Annotated in this window: 14 protein-coding genes; 5 read left to right on the top strand and 9 right to left on the bottom strand. The window is 37.1% G+C overall.

What is annotated here, in order from left to right; translation table 11 throughout:
• The first annotated feature begins 385 nt into the window (after positions 1-385).
• Positions 386-1,432: a hypothetical protein gene (locus tag VJJ26_01000; GenBank protein HLC06740.1), complete on the top strand. Its 1,047-nt coding sequence runs from the start codon at positions 386-388 to the stop codon at positions 1,430-1,432.
• Here the strand turns inward: VJJ26_01000 and VJJ26_01005 are convergent.
• Positions 1,414-1,905 carry a hypothetical protein gene (locus VJJ26_01005; GenBank protein HLC06741.1) on the bottom strand — a complete coding sequence of 164 codons (492 nt, stop codon included), beginning with the start codon at positions 1,903-1,905 and terminating at the stop codon, positions 1,414-1,416. The genes VJJ26_01000 and VJJ26_01005 overlap by 19 nt on opposite strands.
• A 192-nt stretch (positions 1,906-2,097) precedes the next feature.
• On the opposite strand from VJJ26_01005, the gene VJJ26_01010 reads away from it, so the two are divergent.
• Positions 2,098-3,792 (top strand): hypothetical protein, encoded by a 1,695-nt coding sequence (locus VJJ26_01010; GenBank protein ID HLC06742.1) that lies wholly within the window; start codon positions 2,098-2,100, stop codon positions 3,790-3,792.
• Between the two features lie 300 nt (positions 3,793-4,092).
• Here VJJ26_01010 and VJJ26_01015 read toward each other — a convergent pair whose 3' ends face one another.
• From VJJ26_01015 to VJJ26_01030, 4 genes are all read right to left on the bottom strand, one after another.
• A complete protein-coding gene (locus tag VJJ26_01015) occupies positions 4,093-5,226 on the bottom strand; it encodes a glycoside hydrolase family 3 N-terminal domain-containing protein (protein ID HLC06743.1) in 1,134 nt (377 codons plus the stop codon).
• Positions 5,227-5,262: 36 nt separating this feature from the next.
• Positions 5,263-6,639, bottom strand: coding sequence for a family 1 glycosylhydrolase (locus VJJ26_01020; GenBank protein ID HLC06744.1), 1,377 nt, complete (start codon positions 6,637-6,639; stop codon positions 5,263-5,265).
• 115 nt (positions 6,640-6,754) lie between these two features.
• Positions 6,755-7,936: an ATP-binding protein gene (locus VJJ26_01025; protein ID HLC06745.1), complete on the bottom strand. Its 1,182-nt coding sequence runs from the start codon at positions 7,934-7,936 to the stop codon at positions 6,755-6,757.
• 114 nt (positions 7,937-8,050) lie between these two features.
• Positions 8,051-9,787: a family 1 glycosylhydrolase gene (locus tag VJJ26_01030; protein ID HLC06746.1), complete on the bottom strand. Its 1,737-nt coding sequence runs from the start codon at positions 9,785-9,787 to the stop codon at positions 8,051-8,053.
• A 162-nt stretch (positions 9,788-9,949) separates the two neighbouring features.
• On the opposite strand from VJJ26_01030, the gene VJJ26_01035 reads away from it, so the two are divergent.
• Positions 9,950-11,425: an AAA family ATPase gene (locus tag VJJ26_01035; GenBank protein ID HLC06747.1), complete on the top strand. Its 1,476-nt coding sequence runs from the start codon at positions 9,950-9,952 to the stop codon at positions 11,423-11,425.
• A gap of 28 nt (positions 11,426-11,453) precedes the next feature.
• Here VJJ26_01035 and ychF read toward each other — a convergent pair whose 3' ends face one another.
• Positions 11,454-12,560, bottom strand: a complete 1,107-nt coding sequence (ychF, locus tag VJJ26_01040) for a redox-regulated ATPase YchF (protein ID HLC06748.1) — start codon at positions 12,558-12,560, stop codon at positions 11,454-11,456.
• 273 nt (positions 12,561-12,833) lie between these two features.
• Between ychF and VJJ26_01045 the strand changes: the two genes are divergently transcribed.
• A complete protein-coding gene (locus tag VJJ26_01045; GenBank protein HLC06749.1) occupies positions 12,834-13,088 on the top strand; it encodes a hypothetical protein in 255 nt (84 codons plus the stop codon).
• Between the two features lie 89 nt (positions 13,089-13,177).
• Here VJJ26_01045 and VJJ26_01050 read toward each other — a convergent pair whose 3' ends face one another.
• On the bottom strand, positions 13,178-14,815 hold the full coding sequence (locus VJJ26_01050) for a hypothetical protein (protein HLC06750.1): 1,638 nt from the start codon (positions 14,813-14,815) through the stop codon (positions 13,178-13,180).
• Positions 14,816-14,944: 129 nt separating this feature from the next.
• On the opposite strand from VJJ26_01050, the gene VJJ26_01055 reads away from it, so the two are divergent.
• Complete coding sequence (locus VJJ26_01055) at positions 14,945-15,778, top strand: alpha/beta hydrolase (GenBank protein HLC06751.1); 834 nt, start codon at positions 14,945-14,947, stop codon at positions 15,776-15,778.
• A 106-nt stretch (positions 15,779-15,884) separates the two neighbouring features.
• Here the strand turns inward: VJJ26_01055 and VJJ26_01060 are convergent, their stop codons facing one another.
• The gene (locus VJJ26_01060; GenBank protein ID HLC06752.1) at positions 15,885-16,499 is read right to left on the bottom strand and encodes a hypothetical protein; all 615 of its coding nucleotides are present in this window, start codon (positions 16,497-16,499) and stop codon (positions 15,885-15,887) included.
• A gap of 205 nt (positions 16,500-16,704) precedes the next feature.
• Positions 16,705-18,585: a molecular chaperone DnaK gene (gene dnaK, locus VJJ26_01065; GenBank protein ID HLC06753.1), complete on the bottom strand. Its 1,881-nt coding sequence runs from the start codon at positions 18,583-18,585 to the stop codon at positions 16,705-16,707.
• Between the last annotated feature and the right edge of the window lie 520 nt (positions 18,586-19,105).

Below are 19,105 nucleotides of genomic sequence, written 5' to 3' on the forward strand. Positions count from 1 at the left end.
AAACGCTTTGTTTATGCAAATTTCATAACAATTTTTAGTATGGCACATGTGTAAATCTCCTTTTGAATCAATTTTCGGTTGTTTCTTAAGGAGATTTTACTTTTTCTAAAGGCTTTTTTCTAGTTTAGGGATGGGCTCTAAGTCTAAATAATATTGATCTCTAGAATTTTATGATGCTAATTGTGTAAAATTACAATTGGACATATTGTTTTTAGGGGTAGGGAGTAATAACAAGATGAAGTATCTAGCAATAATTATTAAGTTTTTTCATGTATTCTTTGCGCTCATCCTGAACTTGTTGAAGGATCAGAGCGCTCGAATACAATCCTTCAACAAGTTCAGGACGAGCGCTGGAAAAAGTTCTCATTTGGGTAGGTCGTTTGTTTTGATCGCCTTATTTACAGTAAATACAAAAGTAAGTGCTGTTACTGCGCCATATATTCCTTCATATGATGATCGCTATGAAGAAGATTTAAAGCAAGCAAATGCCGATAAAGATTATTTCAAGGAACCAGAAGATGCATTGAACTATGCACAATATCGGTATGTTGGGGCGCATGCGGCAGAAAAGTATCCTCGCTTTTTTACTGAATATATATTGCAAGAGCAGACGATCTTGGGAATGTTATCAACCGGAGTACGCGGCTTGATGATAAGTATTTATGATTGGTCAAATAGTTGGTCATCAATTATTAGAGAAGGTGTGAGTGTTGTATGTTCTCATCCGACAGAAGAAAGTATTGTATTTAGGAAAAATGGTAAGCCGTTATATCAAACATTGCACTATGAGATGAACCGTATTTTTAATTTTCTGAAGAGTCATCCAAAAGCAGTGATAACTATTGTCTTTCAGGATCATGCTGATCTTGGAAAAATGGTACGTGATATAAAAGAAATTATCTCAAAAAATAATTATGACCCGATTTTAAAACCATCAGATTGGGTAGCGGCGCGCCAAAAAGGTGAGTGGCCAACATTGGGGTGGATGCGTAGTAACAATAAGCGGCTTGTAATGTTTACGCAGATTTATGAAAGTCATACTGATTATACTTGGCCAGTAGATAGTTATTTTTGGGAGAATAATTACGGTACCACGGATGAAAATATTATGTGTGGTGAAGAAAAAGAATTTGGGATAACTGAGAGTGATAAAAATCGTAAATTGGTAAGTTTTGGTTGTTACGGAAGTGTATCTGTTTCTCCGCGTGCACGTAATAGCCTATTGTGTCTTGATTATAATTTTGCAAAAAAACTTGCTCTTGGTTGTCAGCAACGAAAATTTGCGCAAGGTAAGATATTCAATGCGTATTGGGTTGATCATGTGATAGATGCGGCAGATGCTTTGACAAAAGAGAGAAAAAAGACTGTTTTTGATTACGTAAATGAATTAAATGCAGTGTTCATTAGAGATCATCACAGAGGCTCTGAATAAACAAATTCATCATCATAAAGTATGCGAATTGTTAGTTCTTCATGTTTAGCTAAATCTGCAGTATCTATCGAAGCGTTTTTCATAGCTTCGATTACAGGTTCATTGTAGATAAATCTATTCTGATGATAAAATAATGGTTTCGCTGCTTCTTGTATAAAACTGGCAATATGGAGTGCGATCGCTTGTATATCATTATTGTCTTTTTGAGCAGCACGTACTGCAGCTCTTCTCCAGGTAGATGATGTTTCCATGCCATCTCTAGAAAGTCTATAAGCGTGTTTTTTGGTAAATTCATTAAAATGTGCCCATTTTTCCATGATTTTTCTAAAATAGGGTAATTTCGACTGTCTTTCTTTTTGTGGTTGAGGTTTTCTTTTTTTCATCTGGATTGTTGATGAAAACATGGAATAAGCTGTAGTTATTGATAGTTCCAGAGAGATCCCCAGAACAATAAAAAACAATATTTTTTTCATGATTTAAATTATCCTTTTATAAAAAATAACATATTAATTCAGTTTTAATATAACAAAAAATACAAGATGTAAGGCAACAGTTTTCTGGCTGAGGTAGAGAAATTATTGTGTTTTTCTTGATGCTTATTCTAGGCTGATGCTAGAAGAAACGGGCTAATACCTTTATCAGCATAATCAGCATAAGGGGAAGTAATGAAAAAAGTTTTACTATTTTTTATTGTTGGAGTGACATTTTTTACGAACATGGATTTGATTTGTTTTGGAGATAAAACAGTTTTTGGGATTCGTTCGCAAGGATTGAATGGGGTTCGTGAACTTGCCGGATGGCAACAAATTATCTATAAATATGATCAAGACAGTAATTACGGAACAATTGCTGCGACAGTAGAATATGCCAGATCGATTAGGCCTCATCAAATATCAGAATTTTTATTTGGGTCAGAATGTCTTCACTTTTCCGGTAGTAGAGCGGATCGTAAAGAAGGTGATATTTTAGCAGATTATTTTGGTCTTCCTGCAAGTTTTTCTAGTACCGTTATTTTTTCTCCGCATATTAGTAATGTGATTGTAGATTTTAATTGGTTTCAGGCTTTTGACGCATATCTTCCTGGTTTATTTATAATGGTGCATTTACCTATTGTTCAAACAAAATGGAATCTTTATGCCCGAGAAGTCAATATTGATCCAGGAACAGCTTTCTATCCAGCAGGGTATATGAGTGATATAAATATTCCTGCATCAAGCCTGCCGCAAAGTGTGACTGAAGCATTACGTGGAAATACAACATTTGGTGATATGCAAGATCCATTGCAGTATGGTAAGGTTTTTGGCCGACAAACGCGCAGTAGAATAGCAGAACTTACCGCAACATTGGGATGGAATTATAATCAACCGCGTTATCATGTGGGATTGAATTTTCGTGTAGGTGCACCAACAGGGAATGCAACAAACGCAGAATTCATTTTTGAAGATATTGTAGGTAACAGACATCACTGGGATGTTGGTGGAGGTGTATCTGCACATGGAATTATGTGGCAAAATAAAGAGAAGGGTAAACGCTTAGGATTATATTTTGATGCTCATGTGTCGCACTTGTGCACATCACAACAAAAGCGTTCTTTTGATTTTACCAAAAATGGTAATGGTAGCAGGTATATTTTACTAGAACAAATTGAAAGTCCTGCACAAGACTTACTTATTAATGGCAGTGCTCCTACAAATCAATACATAGGTAATTTGTTTCCTGCGATTAATTACACAACGTTTGATACACACATAAGTATCGGTGTACAAACCGATATTGTGTTAAAGCTTGCATATCAAAAAGATGGTTTTGAACTTGATTTGGGTTATAATTTCTGGGCGAATAGTAAGGAAAAATTACATTGTCGGGATACGTTTATTGAAAATAGATTTGCACTGAAAGGTGATGCACAAATTTATGGTTTTACAGCAGACAACAGTGCTATTGCTTTGAACGCTACGCAAAGTGAAGCGACTATCTTAAAAGGTCAGGATAATGGTAACGGTAATTTTGCAAATTTAAATGCTGATAATCAACCTGCGCTTGCCTCGACTGCTGCGGGTATATTGAATCAGTTAAATGCTACAGATTCTGCTGCACTAGCGATACCACAAGTACAAGTGCGTGGTTCCAACCCTGCAATATTACTCAGTGATAATGATATTAATAATGAATCTGGTATTTTGCCGCGTGCATTATCAAACAAAATATTTGGTTACGTTGGTTGCATTTGGGATAACAGAGATGATATTGATCCGTATTTGGGTATAGGTCTTTCTGGTGAATTTGCTAATACCAATCCTTGTAATAATGCTATGTGTTCACAATGGGCGATTTGGGTTAAGGGTGGGTTGTCATATTAAGTACCTGAACTCCGTTCGTCCTGATCCTTCGATATGTTTTTGGCGACAAAAACACTCAGGATGTACGGAAGAAACATTGAGAATACCCATCCCTTCCGTTCGCCCTGAGTGTTCTACGAAGCTTTATGCGAAGTAGAATGTATCGAAGGGTGTAAATTAATAAGAGTCTGTTTAGATTTTAGTATTATTCTGATTTCTGAATCTTCAATGTAAATATTAATTATTTCTAGGATTACCCTTCGATACTTTTTTGAGGACAAAAACACTCAGGGCGAACGGAAAAGTAAAGCATTTGTTTTTTTAATTGATTGATGCATAAGTTCTAAGCGCGTTTTTAACATCTAGAATTTTTTCAACATGTGTATCTATTTCTTGTTCAGTGATGTGTTGATCATGAATTGCCTGTTTGATTGCAGCAACTGCATCTGGAACATCAACAGGACATAGTAAAATGTCATTACCAGCAAGTAGCGCATGTAGTTCAGCTTGTCCATCGGAATAATTTTGTGTAACACTAGCCATATCAAGACCATCGGTAATTATAAGACCATCAAAACCAAGTTCTTTTCGCAAAAGATTGGTGACAATTTTTTTTGATAAAGTTGAAGGTAATTTTTCTTGGGATTCATAGGCAGGAACTGCAAGATGTGCGATCATAATGGTTGGAATGCCCGCAGCGATTAACTGCTTGAAAGGATAAAGTTCAATTGCATGTAATCTTTCTTTGTCATGTGGTATCAGTGGTAAATCATAATGTGAGTCAACATTAGTATCGCCATGTCCTGGAAAATGTTTTGCACATGCAATTATTCCCACATCATGCAGCCCACGAGCAAAAGCAATGGCATATTGTGCTACCAATTCTGGATTGTCACCAAAAGATCGATCGTTAATGACAGGATTTTTTGGATTATTATTAACATCTGCAACGGGTGCAAAATTGATATGCACTCCGAGTGTTTTGCATAATCCACCAATAGCACGGCCTATTTGATAGGTGAGTTCTTCATCATTGAGTGTACTGAGTTGTTTATTGGTGGGAAAATTAAAAAAATCGGGAAAGCGTGCAGCTCCAATTCTGCCCGGTTCTAGATCTTGTCCAACAAGCAGTGGAATTGTTGATAGTTTTTGAAAATGTTCTGTTCGTTGTATTTGTTTTTTGTAATCGCTTTTTCCTAAATAAATTATTCCACCAATATGATATTCCGCAATAAGTTGTTCAATATATTCTTTATCAAGACGATATGTTTTTCTGTTTATACAATCCTTGGCAACTTCTTCATCTGCAACTGTAGCAACCATAAAGAGCTGGCCAATTTTTTGATCTAAGGTGAGGTTTTTTATGTCGAAATGTGTGTTGCAAAAGGTAGTGCAAGCACAGAGTACATATGCAAAAAAAATCGTATATTCATGATATTCCTTTTTTATGAATATACAATTTTATATCATGTGATGTGATGTTATGCAAGATTATCTTTTTTTTATTATATCAAGATAATATTGCGCGCCACTTTTTTGCTTGCGTTCCAATGTTTTGCGATCAACGGAAAAAAGCCCAAATTGCGTGTCATAACTGCCCCATGAAAAACCATCTAAAAAGCTGTAGTAGTAATATCCTTCTACGTTGTGGCCTTCAGTTTTTGCTTTATGCAGCGCATACAGGTGACGTTTGATAAATAAGTCTCTGATGCTTTCATCATGTGTAGCAATACCATTTTGCGTAATGATCATAGGAATATTTAGTTTTTTTGCTACATTGTCCGATACATCTTTGATTGCCAAATACAATCCTTCAGGGTATACCGTGATACCAGTAACATCTGTTGGAATTTCACTTGGGTTGCCAATATGATTAAAAATATTTTTCATGTAACCGTGACTATGGTAATTGATACCAATAAAATCGAGTGATTTTGGTGCATATGCATTGGTATGTTGTACCCATGCGCCGGCTCTACCAGGAAGAGGAATTTTAACGGTAAATGTTCCGGTAGTGAAAAAAGTATAAAATGAATTATTGGTGAGCATGTTTGCAATGTAACAACTTGCACGGTCCCAAACGTGCCATGGTTCAAGGATGTGTACATGCTTGATAATACCAATTCGACTGGTGTTGCCGTGGGGAGCTGCTTTGATTGCTTTGTACACACGTACATGTGCTTCAAATTCATTTTTTAATACAGTTGCTGCACGGTGCAGACTGCGTACTCCTGGTGGAGTACTACCAATGAGATATCCCAGTACAGCATAATTTTCAGGTGCCCAGAAGGTAATCCAACGATCTACTTTTGTACCAAGCAGTTCATGCATTTTTAAACAATAGTGTTCAAAAAGATAGATATTTTTTTCATGTTCAAAACCACCTACGTAACCCCACCACAATGGATCACAATAATCTTTTAAAACGACAGTAATAGCAATGTTGTTTTTAATTAATTCATCACACAGATCTGCATAATGTTGTAGCACTGTTTCATCAAAACGTCCCTGCTCTGGTTCAATTCTACTCCAGTCAAGAGAAAAGCAGTAGGTTGTAATACCCATCTCTTTCATCAGTTGCACGTCTTCTTTATAGTTTTGCGTGTGTGCAATGCCATTGCCAGAACGAGTTTTGGTAAATGGTGTTCCATCATATTTCATATGGTTTTCCCACGCATACCAAGTGCTTGTCTTTGCATAACCTTCAGTTTCATATGCGAGGGTAGTAAGTCCCCACTCAAATGATGCAGGGAATTGTACTGTATTTATAGTAATATTTTGCCATTTCCAATAGGTCGTTGGCAGTAATGTGCAATGAACGAGTGTAATTATGCTGCAAAGAGATTTTATTGTTTTGATGTGCTTCATAGTGTGCCTTATGTTGATGTAGCAGTGACAAATAGGGATGATGAATAACAATATCCATCTACTATAATGATAATAGGAGATGGATATTTAGCAAGATTGTTATAGTGTGCAAAATTTATATTTTGTTGATGATGGCGCCAGCCTGTTGCCAACCAATAACGATTCCTTTACTTCTTCTTTGTGCATCATCACCACCATAAATGATATAACCGTGACTAGGATCTGCTTGAGCGATTGCATTCCATTTTTCAAGTGACGTAAAGAAATCTGCAACAATTGTTTTTCCTGATTTAATTTCGATAGGCGTTAGGTTGCCACCATTATCAATCAAGCAATCAATTTCTATTAACCCATTCTTGTCTCGCCAGAAATAGAGTGGCGCGGTGGTGCCTTTATTGAAATGCTGTTTAAATAAATCGGCAATGATAAAACACTCAAATAAGTGTCCGCGAAATGGGCTCAATTCAAGATCTGATGATTGTTTTATACCTAAAAGTGAGCATGCAACACCGGTATCATAAAAATATAATTTTGGGGTTTTTGTAATGCGTTTATTAAAATTTCCATGGTAGGGCTGTAGTAAAAAAATAATGTAACTCGCTTCAAGAATGGAGATCCAATTGTTTGCTGTTTTTTGAGTGATGCCGCAATTGGTTGCAATATCAGAAATGTTTAACAACTGTCCCACTCTTCCCGCACATAATTTCATAAATTTTTTGAAGGTGCTTAAATTTTCAACATTAGTGAGTAATCGGACATCTCGTTCGATGTATGTTTGAATGTATGAAGGATACAATTCATCGGGTGTAAAGTTTTCGGTATATATTCTTGGATAACTTCCTTTAACAATCATTTCATTGGTATCGGGTAGTAAAATTTTGTTTTCGGCGCATTCATGAATTGATAGTGGGAGTAATGTCAAAATACCAATTCTTCCCGCCAGAGATTGGCTAATTGCTTGGTTCATCAAAAAATTTTGTGAGCCGGTGAGCACAAAGTAACCTGGGCGTTTTTTTGTATCAACTTCAAGTTGTATATACGAAAGCAGTTGCGGAAAATGTTGGAATTCATCACAAATAATGCCATGTTCGTTTTCGTATTTTTCTAAAAATGCTTTTGGGTCTTGTTTGGCAAATTCCAGCGTTTCAGGATGTTCGAAGTTAAGATAGACATAATTTTTGAAGATATTTTTAACCAGAGTTGTTTTTCCCGATTGTCGAGGGCCAAATAGACCGACAACAGGAAATTTGGCAAATCGTAAAATTGTGTCATGGATATCGCGATTCAATAAGTGCATAGGATTCCTTTGTGCTATTTTGGTCATTGACTACCAGATTAGCACGACTTTTGATAAAAATAAAAGAAAAAGCCCTGATTTCAACAATCAGGGCTGGTTAATAACGAGTATTACTTATGCCACAGTAAAAAATGTCTGTGCAAAGTTGGCATAATAACGCGAACCGTCTTTGAGTGTTCTTTGTAAATACTTTGATGAATTTTTATCCATGTTTACTGCAAAAAAGCCATAACATTTTGAGTCAAAACCTTGCGGGTTATCTTTCGTAGGCCATTCATAATTATCATGCGATGTCCATGGTAAGTAACCAACAACGGCGTATCCATCTTTAATCAGCTGTGTAATTGTCCAGATTGCACGTTGGAAGTAGCGTGTACGTTTGGCATCATCTTTAGTTGCGATACCGTTCTCCGTGACAATTATTGGAAGTGGTTTACCGTTTTTGTTTTTTAGTTTACCAAGAGGAACCGCAACGTTATCTGATATCATCTGCACTGCGCGGTAAATACCTTCTGGGTAGTTACGGTAGTTTGCGTTGTCAGTATAACGTTCTTCATCTGCTTCAATAAGTTTATCGCCAGTAATTTGCTCAAAACCATTCAAGAATCTGTTTGAATAAATATTCACACCAATCCAATCAAATGCTTTATGTGCATGTGGATGATAGCGATACACATTAATACCTTTTGCGACTTTCATAAAATCAGCATTAGGTGTGTACATACAATATTCACCATTTACCAAAAAGCTAAATGTTCCACCAGACTGAATGTAGTCTGCCATAGCACAACCAAGAGATGTTTTTAGTTTGTTTTTCCAGTTTGTTTGGCTATCAGCATGAGGATCAAGAAGCACTACGTTAATTTGTGTACCAATTGATGGTTGTTTTAATTCTGGGTTTGTGCGTTTTAATGTAGTGTATTCTTTTTGAATTGCTAATGCGGTGTCAACAAGTTCATAGTACATGTTAGCAATCACGGTGTGTGTCTTTTGTATGTTATTTTTTTCACCTGGCGTACCATCACCAGTGAAGTATCCTTTAAATGCAGGTCCTTCTGGTGCGTTACACGTAGAGATAAGACAATCACCTAGTTCACTCGCCAACTCGGTGTAAACAGTAAGGCAGAATTGTTGGAAATACTTTCCGTTTTCTTGCAATTCAAATCCGCCTAAATCTTCAAACCATTGTGGTATATCATAATGATGGAACACAACCATGGGCTTAATACCCTGTGCAAGAAGGGTGGTTATTACATTTCTATAAAATTCAATTGCTTGTATATCAAACATGCCTTGTTGTGGTTGAATTCTATTCCATGCAAGAGATATGCGATACGCGTTAATATGTAATTCTTCTGCTAACTGTTTAATATCTGTTTCATAACGATGATAAAAATCAATTGCGTCACCAGCTATTGGTAAACCTGCTACATTATGATAAAAGCGGGCAGCGGCAGAAGTTGCATCAAGGCCACCTTCAATTTGGTATGCAGATGAAGATGCACCAAGAAGGAACTCCTCTGGCGATATATCAATAAGTAAATTTTCTAAAATCGCAGCATATAATGCTTCAACATCGCCGTTGATGTTTTCTTGCGTAGGAAATAATCCTGGTCCGTACACTTGCGCTAATCTTTCTTCAATAAGGGTGTGAGGACACGGTTGTTGCCAAAAATGCTTGGCGATGGCTTGTGCCATCACTTTTGCAAATTTTGCGCGCTGTTTTGCGTATATCTGGGCATTTTGAAGCTGCGCTGGCAGTTCAATGGGCTTAATTGTGATAGTCGAAAGGGCGATTATACCCGTTAATAAGAGCGAAATAAAGACTGGAATGCGTTTTTTGTGTGTCATGAGGGTCCTTTTTTTGGCGAACAATAGTAAATTCCATCTGTATTTAGAGTAGCACATGTGCTTTTTTGTCAAAAGCCTATTGACCTTTTTAATAAAGTATGCGTAAAATTTAACCATATATCTTAAAATCATGCGTCTTTTTTAACCATGAAAGATTTTCCTATGAAGCGTTTTGTTGATTATTACCTGCGTGAATGGAAAAATTCACCATATCGAAAACCTTTATTATTACGTGGTGCTCGTCAGATTGGAAAGACATATGCGGTGCGTGAATTAGGAAAAATCTTCGAGAATATGGTTGAGATTAATTTTGAACTAACAGAAGGAGCTCAAGGCATTTTTGAAAAAGGTGATCTTGAGCCAGAGCGCATTATTCGCGATCTTTTTTTGCTCACCCGTAAACGAATAATTCCTGGATCAACACTATTATTTTTTGATGAAATCCAAAATACTCCTAAAGTTTTGACTGCGCTTCGTTATTTTTATGAAAAACTACCGGCACTCCATGTTATTGCTGCTGGATCACTGCTTGATTTTACGATACAATCGACGGGGATTCCTGTTGGGCGTGTTGTTTCGTTGTATATGTATCCACTTTCATTTTTCGAATTTTTATGTGCATGTGGTTATGAAATACTTGCGCAAGAACTTGTGCCAGGAAAATTTATTGTCCCATTAAGTGAACCAGTTCACCACAAATTACTTTCTTTATTTGGTGAATATTGCGCAATTGGTGGTATGCCTGAAGCGGTAATGCTTTGGAAAGATAGTGGAAATCCATCACTGAGTTTTGAAGTGCATCATACATTGCTCGATACGTATCGTCAGGATTTTGGTAAATATGCGGATAAATTTCAGATTAAATATGTATCGACTTTATTTGATGCGATTCCGCGGTTTTTGGGAACAAAATTTAAATATAGCGCAATTGAAGGAGAGTATAGAAAGCGTGAATTATCGCCATGCTTAGATTTATTAACAACAGCAGGTGTTGTGCATTCTGTGGTACGTAGTGCAGGTAATGGAGTTCCTTTAGGTGCAGAAGCTGATCTTGAAGATTTTAAAGTCATTTTTTTGGATAGTGCGCTTGCACAAGCCATGCTGGGTCTTGATTTAAAAGCATGGTTTTTGCAACCTGAACAGGAGTTTGTTAATAAGGGATCTATTATTGAGGCGACAATTGGTCAAGAATTTTTAGCTTATGCTCATCCCTCTTATAAGACGAAACTATTCTATTGGCGTAGAAATACGCCTGGTAGTGAGGCGGAAGTTGATTATTTGATTACACATAAAGGATCAGTGATTCCTGTGGAAGTGAAAAGTGGTTCTGGTAGTACGCTCAGAAGTATGCATATGTTTTTGGAGAGTCATAAAGACTCTCCCTATGGATCACGATTTTCAACACAAAATTATTCTGTGCATGAAAAAATACATTCATATCCTTTATATGCTGTCGCGAGTGTTGCTAAAGATCTTGGGCACGATATAAAGGCATATGAATATGTGTTCACCGGACATGCGCTAAAGGAAAAAAAGCAAGCTCTTAAAGAGGCTTTTATGCAAGCGAATAGCGATGACGATAGATTAAAAATTATTAAAGAATGGGAAGCTCTTGATGGAGAAGACTGGCATGATTAAGTTTCCTATTCTTACAAAAAAATTATTGTTACACGTTAAATCTAATGTGAACGATATCACCATCTTGGACCAGGTAGTTTTGGCCTTCTATGCGCATTTTTCCTGCTGTTTTAATGGCAGGTTCTGTTTTGAGGGCCATGAGGTCGTCAACGCTGAAGGTTTCTGAGCAAATAAATCCACGTTCTATATCAGAATGTATTTCTCCACCAGCTTGGCGGATTGTGGTGCCTTTGCGCACTGGCCAGGCATGAATTTCTTTGGGGCCACAGGTAAAGAAGGTGATCAATCCAAGATTGTCATAGGTTTTTTTAATAATGGTATCAAGGCCTGGTTGCATTATGCCCATCATATCCATAAATTCTTGGGCTTCTGCTACGTCCATTTGTGTGAGTTCATATTCAATGCGTGCGCTAATTGGCACAACATGTTCTGTACCAAAATGTTTCACTAAGGCTTGGTAGTGTTTGTTATTGAGATATTGTTTGTCTTCTAGTTCACCTTCAGCAATGTTTGCAATAACAAGGAAGTTTTTTGTGCTGAGTAGTGGTGTAGTTTGAACATGGGCATTTATTACTAATGATCGTGCTGTTTGAGCATTTCCTTGTTCGAGGGCAATGCGAACATTTTTTAACAGTTCTATTTCATCATTAAGGCTTTTTTGTTCTGCGCCAGAGAGTTTGCCTTTGAGTGATTTTTCTACTTTTGGAAGGCGTTTATCAATGGCCTCGATATCTTTGAGCATGAGTTCTGCCATGATAATTTCAAAATCGTTGATGGGATCAATTTCTGTTGAGCGGATGATGCTTGGGTCTTCAAAGCAGCGCAATACATGCAAAATAAGATCAACTTGGGCGATGTTGCCTAAAAACTGGTTTCCTAGGCCTTCTCCTGTTGCGGCACCTTTAACAAGGCCTGCAATATCAACAAACGTTACTGTTGCAGGAATTATTTTGCTAGAATTATAAATTTTTCTGAGCTGCTCAAGGCGTACATCAGGAACTTCTGTGATTGCCACATGAGGGTCAATTGTGCAGAAGGGGTAATTTTCCATTGGAATGCTTGATTTGGTCAATGCGTTGAATAGGGTTGACTTACCAACATTAGGAAGTCCAACAAGTCCGGCTTTGATACTCATGGAGTGTAACTTTCATAATATTTCTTCCCGCGCTCATTCTGAACTTGTTGAAGGATCAGCGCGCTTTATTCTTCAACAAGTTCAGAATGAGCGCAAGAGGAAAAATAAATAGAATAACGATTTCAATATATCTTTTATTGTGCGTCAAAAAGGCTTTTTAATCAATTGTTTTTAATGGTTTATGTTTTTTATTGCACAAAAAAATAGGGTATGTTAATAATAAAAAGGTAGTTTTTATATATATATTTTTTTATAAAAAAGGAGTCCTTTCTTATGATGAATCATCCAGTAATGAAAATGGTCTGCATGGTGACATGGCCGATTACAGCTTTGGTTTCAATCAATGTACTAACAGCTAATTGGGGTTACGATGGTTATGTGTGGCTCGTGAATATGATGCCAGGAATGAGCATGGCTCTTATATGGATCATCGGTCTTTCTGGTATAATCAGCTTAGTTTCATTTGTAAAAGCGATGTTTATGTGCTGTCCTGGATGTGGCTCATGTCCTTGTACTTGCAATAAATAATTATGCATTTCTTTATGTAAATGCGTACATTAAAAACCAGTAAAAAAATCCTCGCATTGTAGCGGGATTTTTTTACTGGTTTTGTCTTATTATTTGTTATCAATTACCCACTTAAATGTTTTAATAATTTTTTCTTGATTAGCTCGTACATTGAATTCCATCTGACGTATCACGCGTTCTGCATCTTGTGGCTCATACTGAAAGTGTATAGTTTTTGCAAATCCGTTATTGGTTTCATGGTCAAGATCAAAGTCTTGCAATATATTATATTTTGTAGATTGAGGGTGATTATGTTGATAGTTCTGTAATAATGCAGGGTCACTAATGCGTGGGAAATACAGCACTGTAGGAACATATGGATTGTTTTTATCTTTAAACACATGCATGGCTTTTTTGCCTATGACATCAAAATTAATTTCTGGAAATGCAAGATTATTGCGCTTCATATAATCACATGTTTTTTTAAGTTCATCCCCAATTCTATCAGCGGATGCATCGCATATAATAAGAATATCTGCTTTACGTTCTGGATAGACAACAGGAGTCACTGGATTATTGAAATCAAGACCAGCATCAACGAACAATTGTTCTTTGGGTTCTGGTTTTCCTGTGTTCATTTTATAAGTGAAGTTTGGTACCTTCGCATAAAAATCTAACGGGCGTTCGCCTTCAATGGATGTTGCAATACTTTCGATAAGGTCTTCATGTCCGAGTACTTTTGCGAGTTCTTCTTTTATTGTTTTTACATTTGCTGCAAACGCTGATCCGTATGTTCCCATCTGATAGCTGAGACTTTTTTCAGGAGCGTTATTTACAGATTTTCCTTCTTTAAATTTTCTGCCATATGCCCATGTTGGTATATGTGTTGTGCTGTTACATGCACCAATTTCATGAGGAGTAAATTCATACCACATTGGATTTTCTATAATGTCTTCATTGCCATCAACTGCCGTATAAATTGGATACGGATATTTTCCGTCTTTAATTTTTTCTGCTTGTTCTGATATATAAGTCATATGTCTTTTATCACCCAATGCAGCAAGCAATCTGTTGCCGAGTAAAGCGCCATACAAATCTACCGGAGTTTTAGCTTGCTTATATAATGCTTTGACGATGGCAGCTTGGAATAGTAATAATTCTTCCTCATCTGTGACATCGGTGAATGCTTTTGCTACACAATCTAAGATATATTGGTTAAATGTTTTTAATGGTAAACCTATAGAAATCCATGGTGCAACTGCCCACGTAGAACCAGAAAGAGCTGTGATATAAGTACTTGTATCAAGCAGTCCTATTTTTTCTGATCCAAGTAAACAACCCAGTGAGCACAATAGTGCACGATATCCACCACCACTCATGACAAAAGCAATCTTTGGTATTTGGTGATCTTCTAGTTGACGATTCAGAAGTTTTTGCAGACCTGCTTTAACGATAGGCAGACGTGCGATAAGACACTCTTTTTCGCCATCGCTTATTCCAGGTGTTTGCCGTACATATGCAACTTGGTTTTTATAGGGATTATTGGTAATTGCTTCAGGTTCTCCATTAAGGTATGTGCTCAGTTCGGGAGATATAAGGCCAATGAGAGTTCCAATAGTCTTTTTTGCTTTTTGAAAATCACTTTGAGGATCACTTCTTACTTCTTGCGGTTCATCCATTGCATGGCAGTGTGAAGTAAAAAGAAACAGAGTAAATGTTAGTTGTAGAAACATATTTGATATGTGCATGATTCTCCTTTTTTTTGTGTAGTGATTTGTGTGTTGATAATAAGAAGAGATTGTGAGGTTTTGCAATGTTTTGGAATACATGTTTATGCTTGTGTTGAATCATAGGTTTGTTTAGTAAAGGAAACGATTATGAGTTACATTTCGGTAGGTAATGAAAATTCTGTTGAGATTAAGCTTTATTACAAAGATTGGGGAGTTGGACAACCAGTTGTTTTTAGCCATGGCTGGCCATTAACTGCAGATGCGTGGGAAGACCAAATGTTATTCCTCGCACAGCATGGATATCGTTGTATTGCTCATGATCGTCGAGGTCATGGTCGTTCTACTCAGACATGGGACGGCAATGATATGGATACATATGCTGATGATCTTGCCAAACTCATTGAAGCGTTGGATTTAAAAGATGTAATTCATGTAGGTCATTCAACTGGTGGTGGTGAAGTTGCTCGCTACATTGGTCGACATGGTACAGGACGAGTTGCAAAAGCTGTGTTAATTAGTGCGGTTCCTCCGATGATGCTTAAAACTGACACAAATCCAAAAGGCATGGACATAAAAATTTTTGATGATATTCGTGCAGGTGTTCTCAAAGACCGTTCACAATATTTTAAGGACTTAGCAGAGCCATTTTTTGGTGCAAATAGGCCAGGAGCAAAGGTTTCACAAGGATTAAAAGATGTGTTTTGGCTGCAAGGGATGGTGGGAGGCTTCAATGCAATGTATGATTGCATTAAATCTTTTTCTGCGACTGATTTTAGAGAAGATCTTAAAAAGTTTGATGTGCCGACATTGATATTGCAAGGTGATGATGATCAGATCGTGCCATTTAATATTTCGGGTAAATTATCATCCCAGATGATCAAGGATGCTGTTTTAAAAGTGTATCCCGGTGCGCCGCATGGCTTGTGTTCAACACTGAAAGATCAAGTGAATGCCGATTTGCTGGAATTTTTTAAACAATGAAAAAATCCCCCGGGAATTGGACCGGGGGATAAGTCATTCTAGATGCAATAATTTAGGTAATGATTTGATGTTTACTATTTTCATATTTTACTATTCCTTTTAAGGTTTACCTAGCAAAAAAAGAAGTTACTTTTAATATTTTTTTCTGCAGATTCAAGCATTTTTTTATGCTTGCGATTGCTTTCTTTTTACCTTCAGGTCCTTTATATTCTTTTTTGAGTGTATAGAACCATGCGGCATTGCCAAAGTATGTTGGGACATTGAAAAGCTGATGACGCCTTATTTCAGATCCCCATAAAGATTCTATTGTATTATTATCAATCACAATCCCAAAGTGATACATCATAATAGTTTCGTTTTCATCATAAGTATAAACAACGATGTCATTTGCACATGGCTTATCTGTTTGTTCAAAATAATCTTCAAAAACTATACTGAGTAATCTACCAGGAAAGTTAACTTCATCTTCAAGGCCGATAGTTTTTTGAAGTACATATTGAAAGCAAGAACAGGCATCATCTTCCGATATTGACTGCATTTTTTGCGATTCATTTATACATTTTTCGTTGTATACTTCTTCATCAGTTTCAGATATTTCTATTGTTCTGACACAGGGTGGAAATTGTGTTGGTCTTAGTGTATTGAATTCATTTTTATGGGATATTTCTATCGATCCACACGTAACAAGAGCAAGAGCTGTTAGTATTTGAAAAGTCATCATTAATCCCTTTTTCAACTAGGTATTTTAGGGGTCTTATTATAACCATATTAATATATATTTGTATTGGTGTCAAGGGCGCCAATTAGACTGTGTTTTCAGTTTGATATTTTTTATCATATCAAACCCCCTCGAGGTTAAGTTCGAGGGGGTTTCGTTGTTTCTATCTGCTGAAAAGCTTATAGAGACAAAGCTCTATATCTATTATTTACTGTTGAATTTCAGCGTCAATTGGCTCATCTTGTTGAGGAGCTTCTTGTTGTTCAGCTGAAGCGTCAGCAGATGGTTGTTGCTTATAAAGAGTTTCAGCAATCTTGTAAGAAGCTTGCGTTAACTCATCATGAGCTCTTTGTAGACCAGCTGCATGATCAGCATGCTCAACTAAAGCTGCTTTTGCTTTTTCAATAGCGAGTTCTGTTGCAGTAACTTCTTCTTGAGACAACTTAGCTTTGTTTTCATTAAGTGTTTTTTCAACTGCTAGAATTGTGCTATCAAGTTGGTTACGTTTTTCAACAGCTTCACGAGCTTTTTTATCTTCATCTTCGTGAGCTTGTGCTTCTTGTACCATGCGTTCGATTTCTTCTTTAGATAAACCACTGCTGTTAGTGATTGAAATACGTTGTTCTTTGTTAGTTGCTTTATCTTTAGCAGAAACACTTACGATACCGTTAGCATCAATATCAAAAGTTACTTCGATTTGAGGTGTTCCACGTGGAGCTGCTGGAATGCCATCAAGCATGAATTGGCCAAGCATTTTATTATCTTTTGCAAATTCACGTTCACCTTGTACTACGCGTATATCTACTGCAGTTTGTCCATCATCTGCTGTTGAGAAAACCTGAGATTTGCGAGTAGGGATTGTAGTATTTCTCATGATAAGTTTGGTTGCAATGCCACCAAGAGTTTCAATACCAAGAGAAAGTGGTGTTACGTCGAGAAGTAATACGTCAGTCACGTCACCAGCTAAAATACCACCTTGTAAAGCTGCACCAAGAGCAACAACTTCATCAGGGTTTACTGATTTGTTTGGTTCTCTGTTAAATGTTTCTTTAACAATTTGTTGTACTTTAGGGATACGTGTTGAACCACCAACAAGAATAACTTCGTTAATATCTTTAGTTGTTAATTTAGCATCAGACAATGCTTGTGTGCATGGTTTGATTAAACGAGCAAAGATATCTGCGCAGAGTGATTCAAGTTTAGCGCGTGATATTTTAGTGTTAAAATGTTTAGGTCCAGAAGCATCTGCAGTAATATACGGCAAGTTGATTTCTGTTTCTAACATTGATGAAAGTTCAATTTTCGCTTTTTCAGCAGCTTCTTTAAGACGTTGTAATGCCATTTTATCTGCGCTTAAATCAATGCCTTGTTCGCGTTTGAATTCTTCTACTAAGAAGTCGATAAGTTTATGATCAACGTCATCACCACCAAGCATGGTGTCACCATTTGTTGATTTAACTTCAATAACGCCGTTGCAAATTTCTAAGATTGAAACGTCAAATGTACCACCACCAAAGTCAAACACTGCAATAGTTGAGTTGCCTTTTTTATCGGCACCATATGCTAATGCTGCAGCTGTTGGTTCGTTGATAATACGTTTAACATCAAGACCTGCAATGCGACCAGCATCTTTTGTTGCTTGACGTTGCGCATCGTTAAAGTATGCGGGAACAGTGATAACTGCGTCTGTTACTTTTTGTCCAAGGTAATCTTCTGCTGTTTGTTTGAGGTAAGTTAATACTGCTGCAGAGATTTCTTGTGGTGTAAATTTCTTGCCTTGTGCTTCAATAGTTACTTCGCCATTGTCGCTGCGAGATATTTTGTATGAAACGTTTTTAGCTTGTTTTGCAGCTGTTTCGTATTTTGCGCCAATGAAACGTTTTACTGAAGCGAGTGTGTTTTCTGGGTTTGTTACTGCTTGACGTTTTGCCAAGACACCAACTAAACGGCTACCATCTTTTGTATACGCTACGATAGAAGGAGTTGTGTTTGAACCTTCTTTGTTAGGTATTACTTTGGCTTGTCCGCCTTCCATGAATGCTACTACCGAGTTAGTTGTACCTAAATCGATACCAATTATTTTTGCCATCTTTCATCCTTTTGGTTGTATGTTTATACGATATTGGCCTAATTTTCATGGCTTTTTTGCGTAGGATCTTCGGTCGAGTGCTCATAGTGCCATGTAATTGTGCTTTTTTCAAGCTCTTTTTATAGGATAACAAAAAAACTTACCCTGTCAACTGCTAACTCAAAAAATATTAGTGGTATACGCTAAGATTTTATCATCTTGGGCCGGCAGAAGGGTGCTCTTTGATCCTGATGTTAGCAGCAATTGAAGCGCAGTTCGGATGTTTTTATTATACATGTCGGATAATTGACGGAGTGCCGGGCAAAGCAAACAACTTTATACGCCTTTTTTCCTTATCTTTGTTATTTTCCGCTCTGCGAACACCCGCGGGCACCCGGCACTCCGTCCTCGGCCCCCCGCCTTTTCTTTGTGGAAAACAACGCAGGCGGGGGCCTCAAGACTCCGTTATAAGATAGGAAGGGGGAATTCAGGATAAGAAGCAAACGGATAAGGGAAGATAGTAAAAGAGAAGGAAAGAAGG

This window comes from Candidatus Babeliales bacterium (assembly GCA_035288105.1).
GTDB lineage: Bacteria > Babelota > Babeliae > Babelales > Vermiphilaceae > SOIL31.

Bases quoted from the DNA above. Each gene is read 5' to 3' on its own strand.
- VJJ26_01010 (HLC06742.1), top strand. From the start codon at position 2,098: ATGAAAAAAGTTTTACTATTTTTTATTGTTGGAGTGACATTTTTTACG.
- VJJ26_01035 (HLC06747.1), top strand. From the start codon at position 9,950: ATGAAGCGTTTTGTTGATTATTACCTGCGTGAATGGAAAAATTCACCA.
- VJJ26_01020 (HLC06744.1), bottom strand. From the start codon at position 6,639: ATGAAGCACATCAAAACAATAAAATCTCTTTGCAGCATAATTACACTC.
- VJJ26_01060 (HLC06752.1), bottom strand. From the start codon at position 16,499: ATGATGACTTTTCAAATACTAACAGCTCTTGCTCTTGTTACGTGTGGA.
- VJJ26_01045 (HLC06749.1), top strand. From the start codon at position 12,834: ATGATGAATCATCCAGTAATGAAAATGGTCTGCATGGTGACATGGCCG.
- VJJ26_01050 (HLC06750.1), bottom strand. From the start codon at position 14,815: ATGCACATATCAAATATGTTTCTACAACTAACATTTACTCTGTTTCTT.
- ychF (HLC06748.1), bottom strand. From the start codon at position 12,560: ATGAGTATCAAAGCCGGACTTGTTGGACTTCCTAATGTTGGTAAGTCA.
- dnaK (HLC06753.1), bottom strand. From the start codon at position 18,585: ATGGCAAAAATAATTGGTATCGATTTAGGTACAACTAACTCGGTAGTA.
- VJJ26_01005 (HLC06741.1), bottom strand. From the start codon at position 1,905: ATGAAAAAAATATTGTTTTTTATTGTTCTGGGGATCTCTCTGGAACTA.
- VJJ26_01055 (HLC06751.1), top strand. From the start codon at position 14,945: ATGAGTTACATTTCGGTAGGTAATGAAAATTCTGTTGAGATTAAGCTT.
- VJJ26_01030 (HLC06746.1), bottom strand. From the start codon at position 9,787: ATGACACACAAAAAACGCATTCCAGTCTTTATTTCGCTCTTATTAACG.
- VJJ26_01025 (HLC06745.1), bottom strand. From the start codon at position 7,936: ATGCACTTATTGAATCGCGATATCCATGACACAATTTTACGATTTGCC.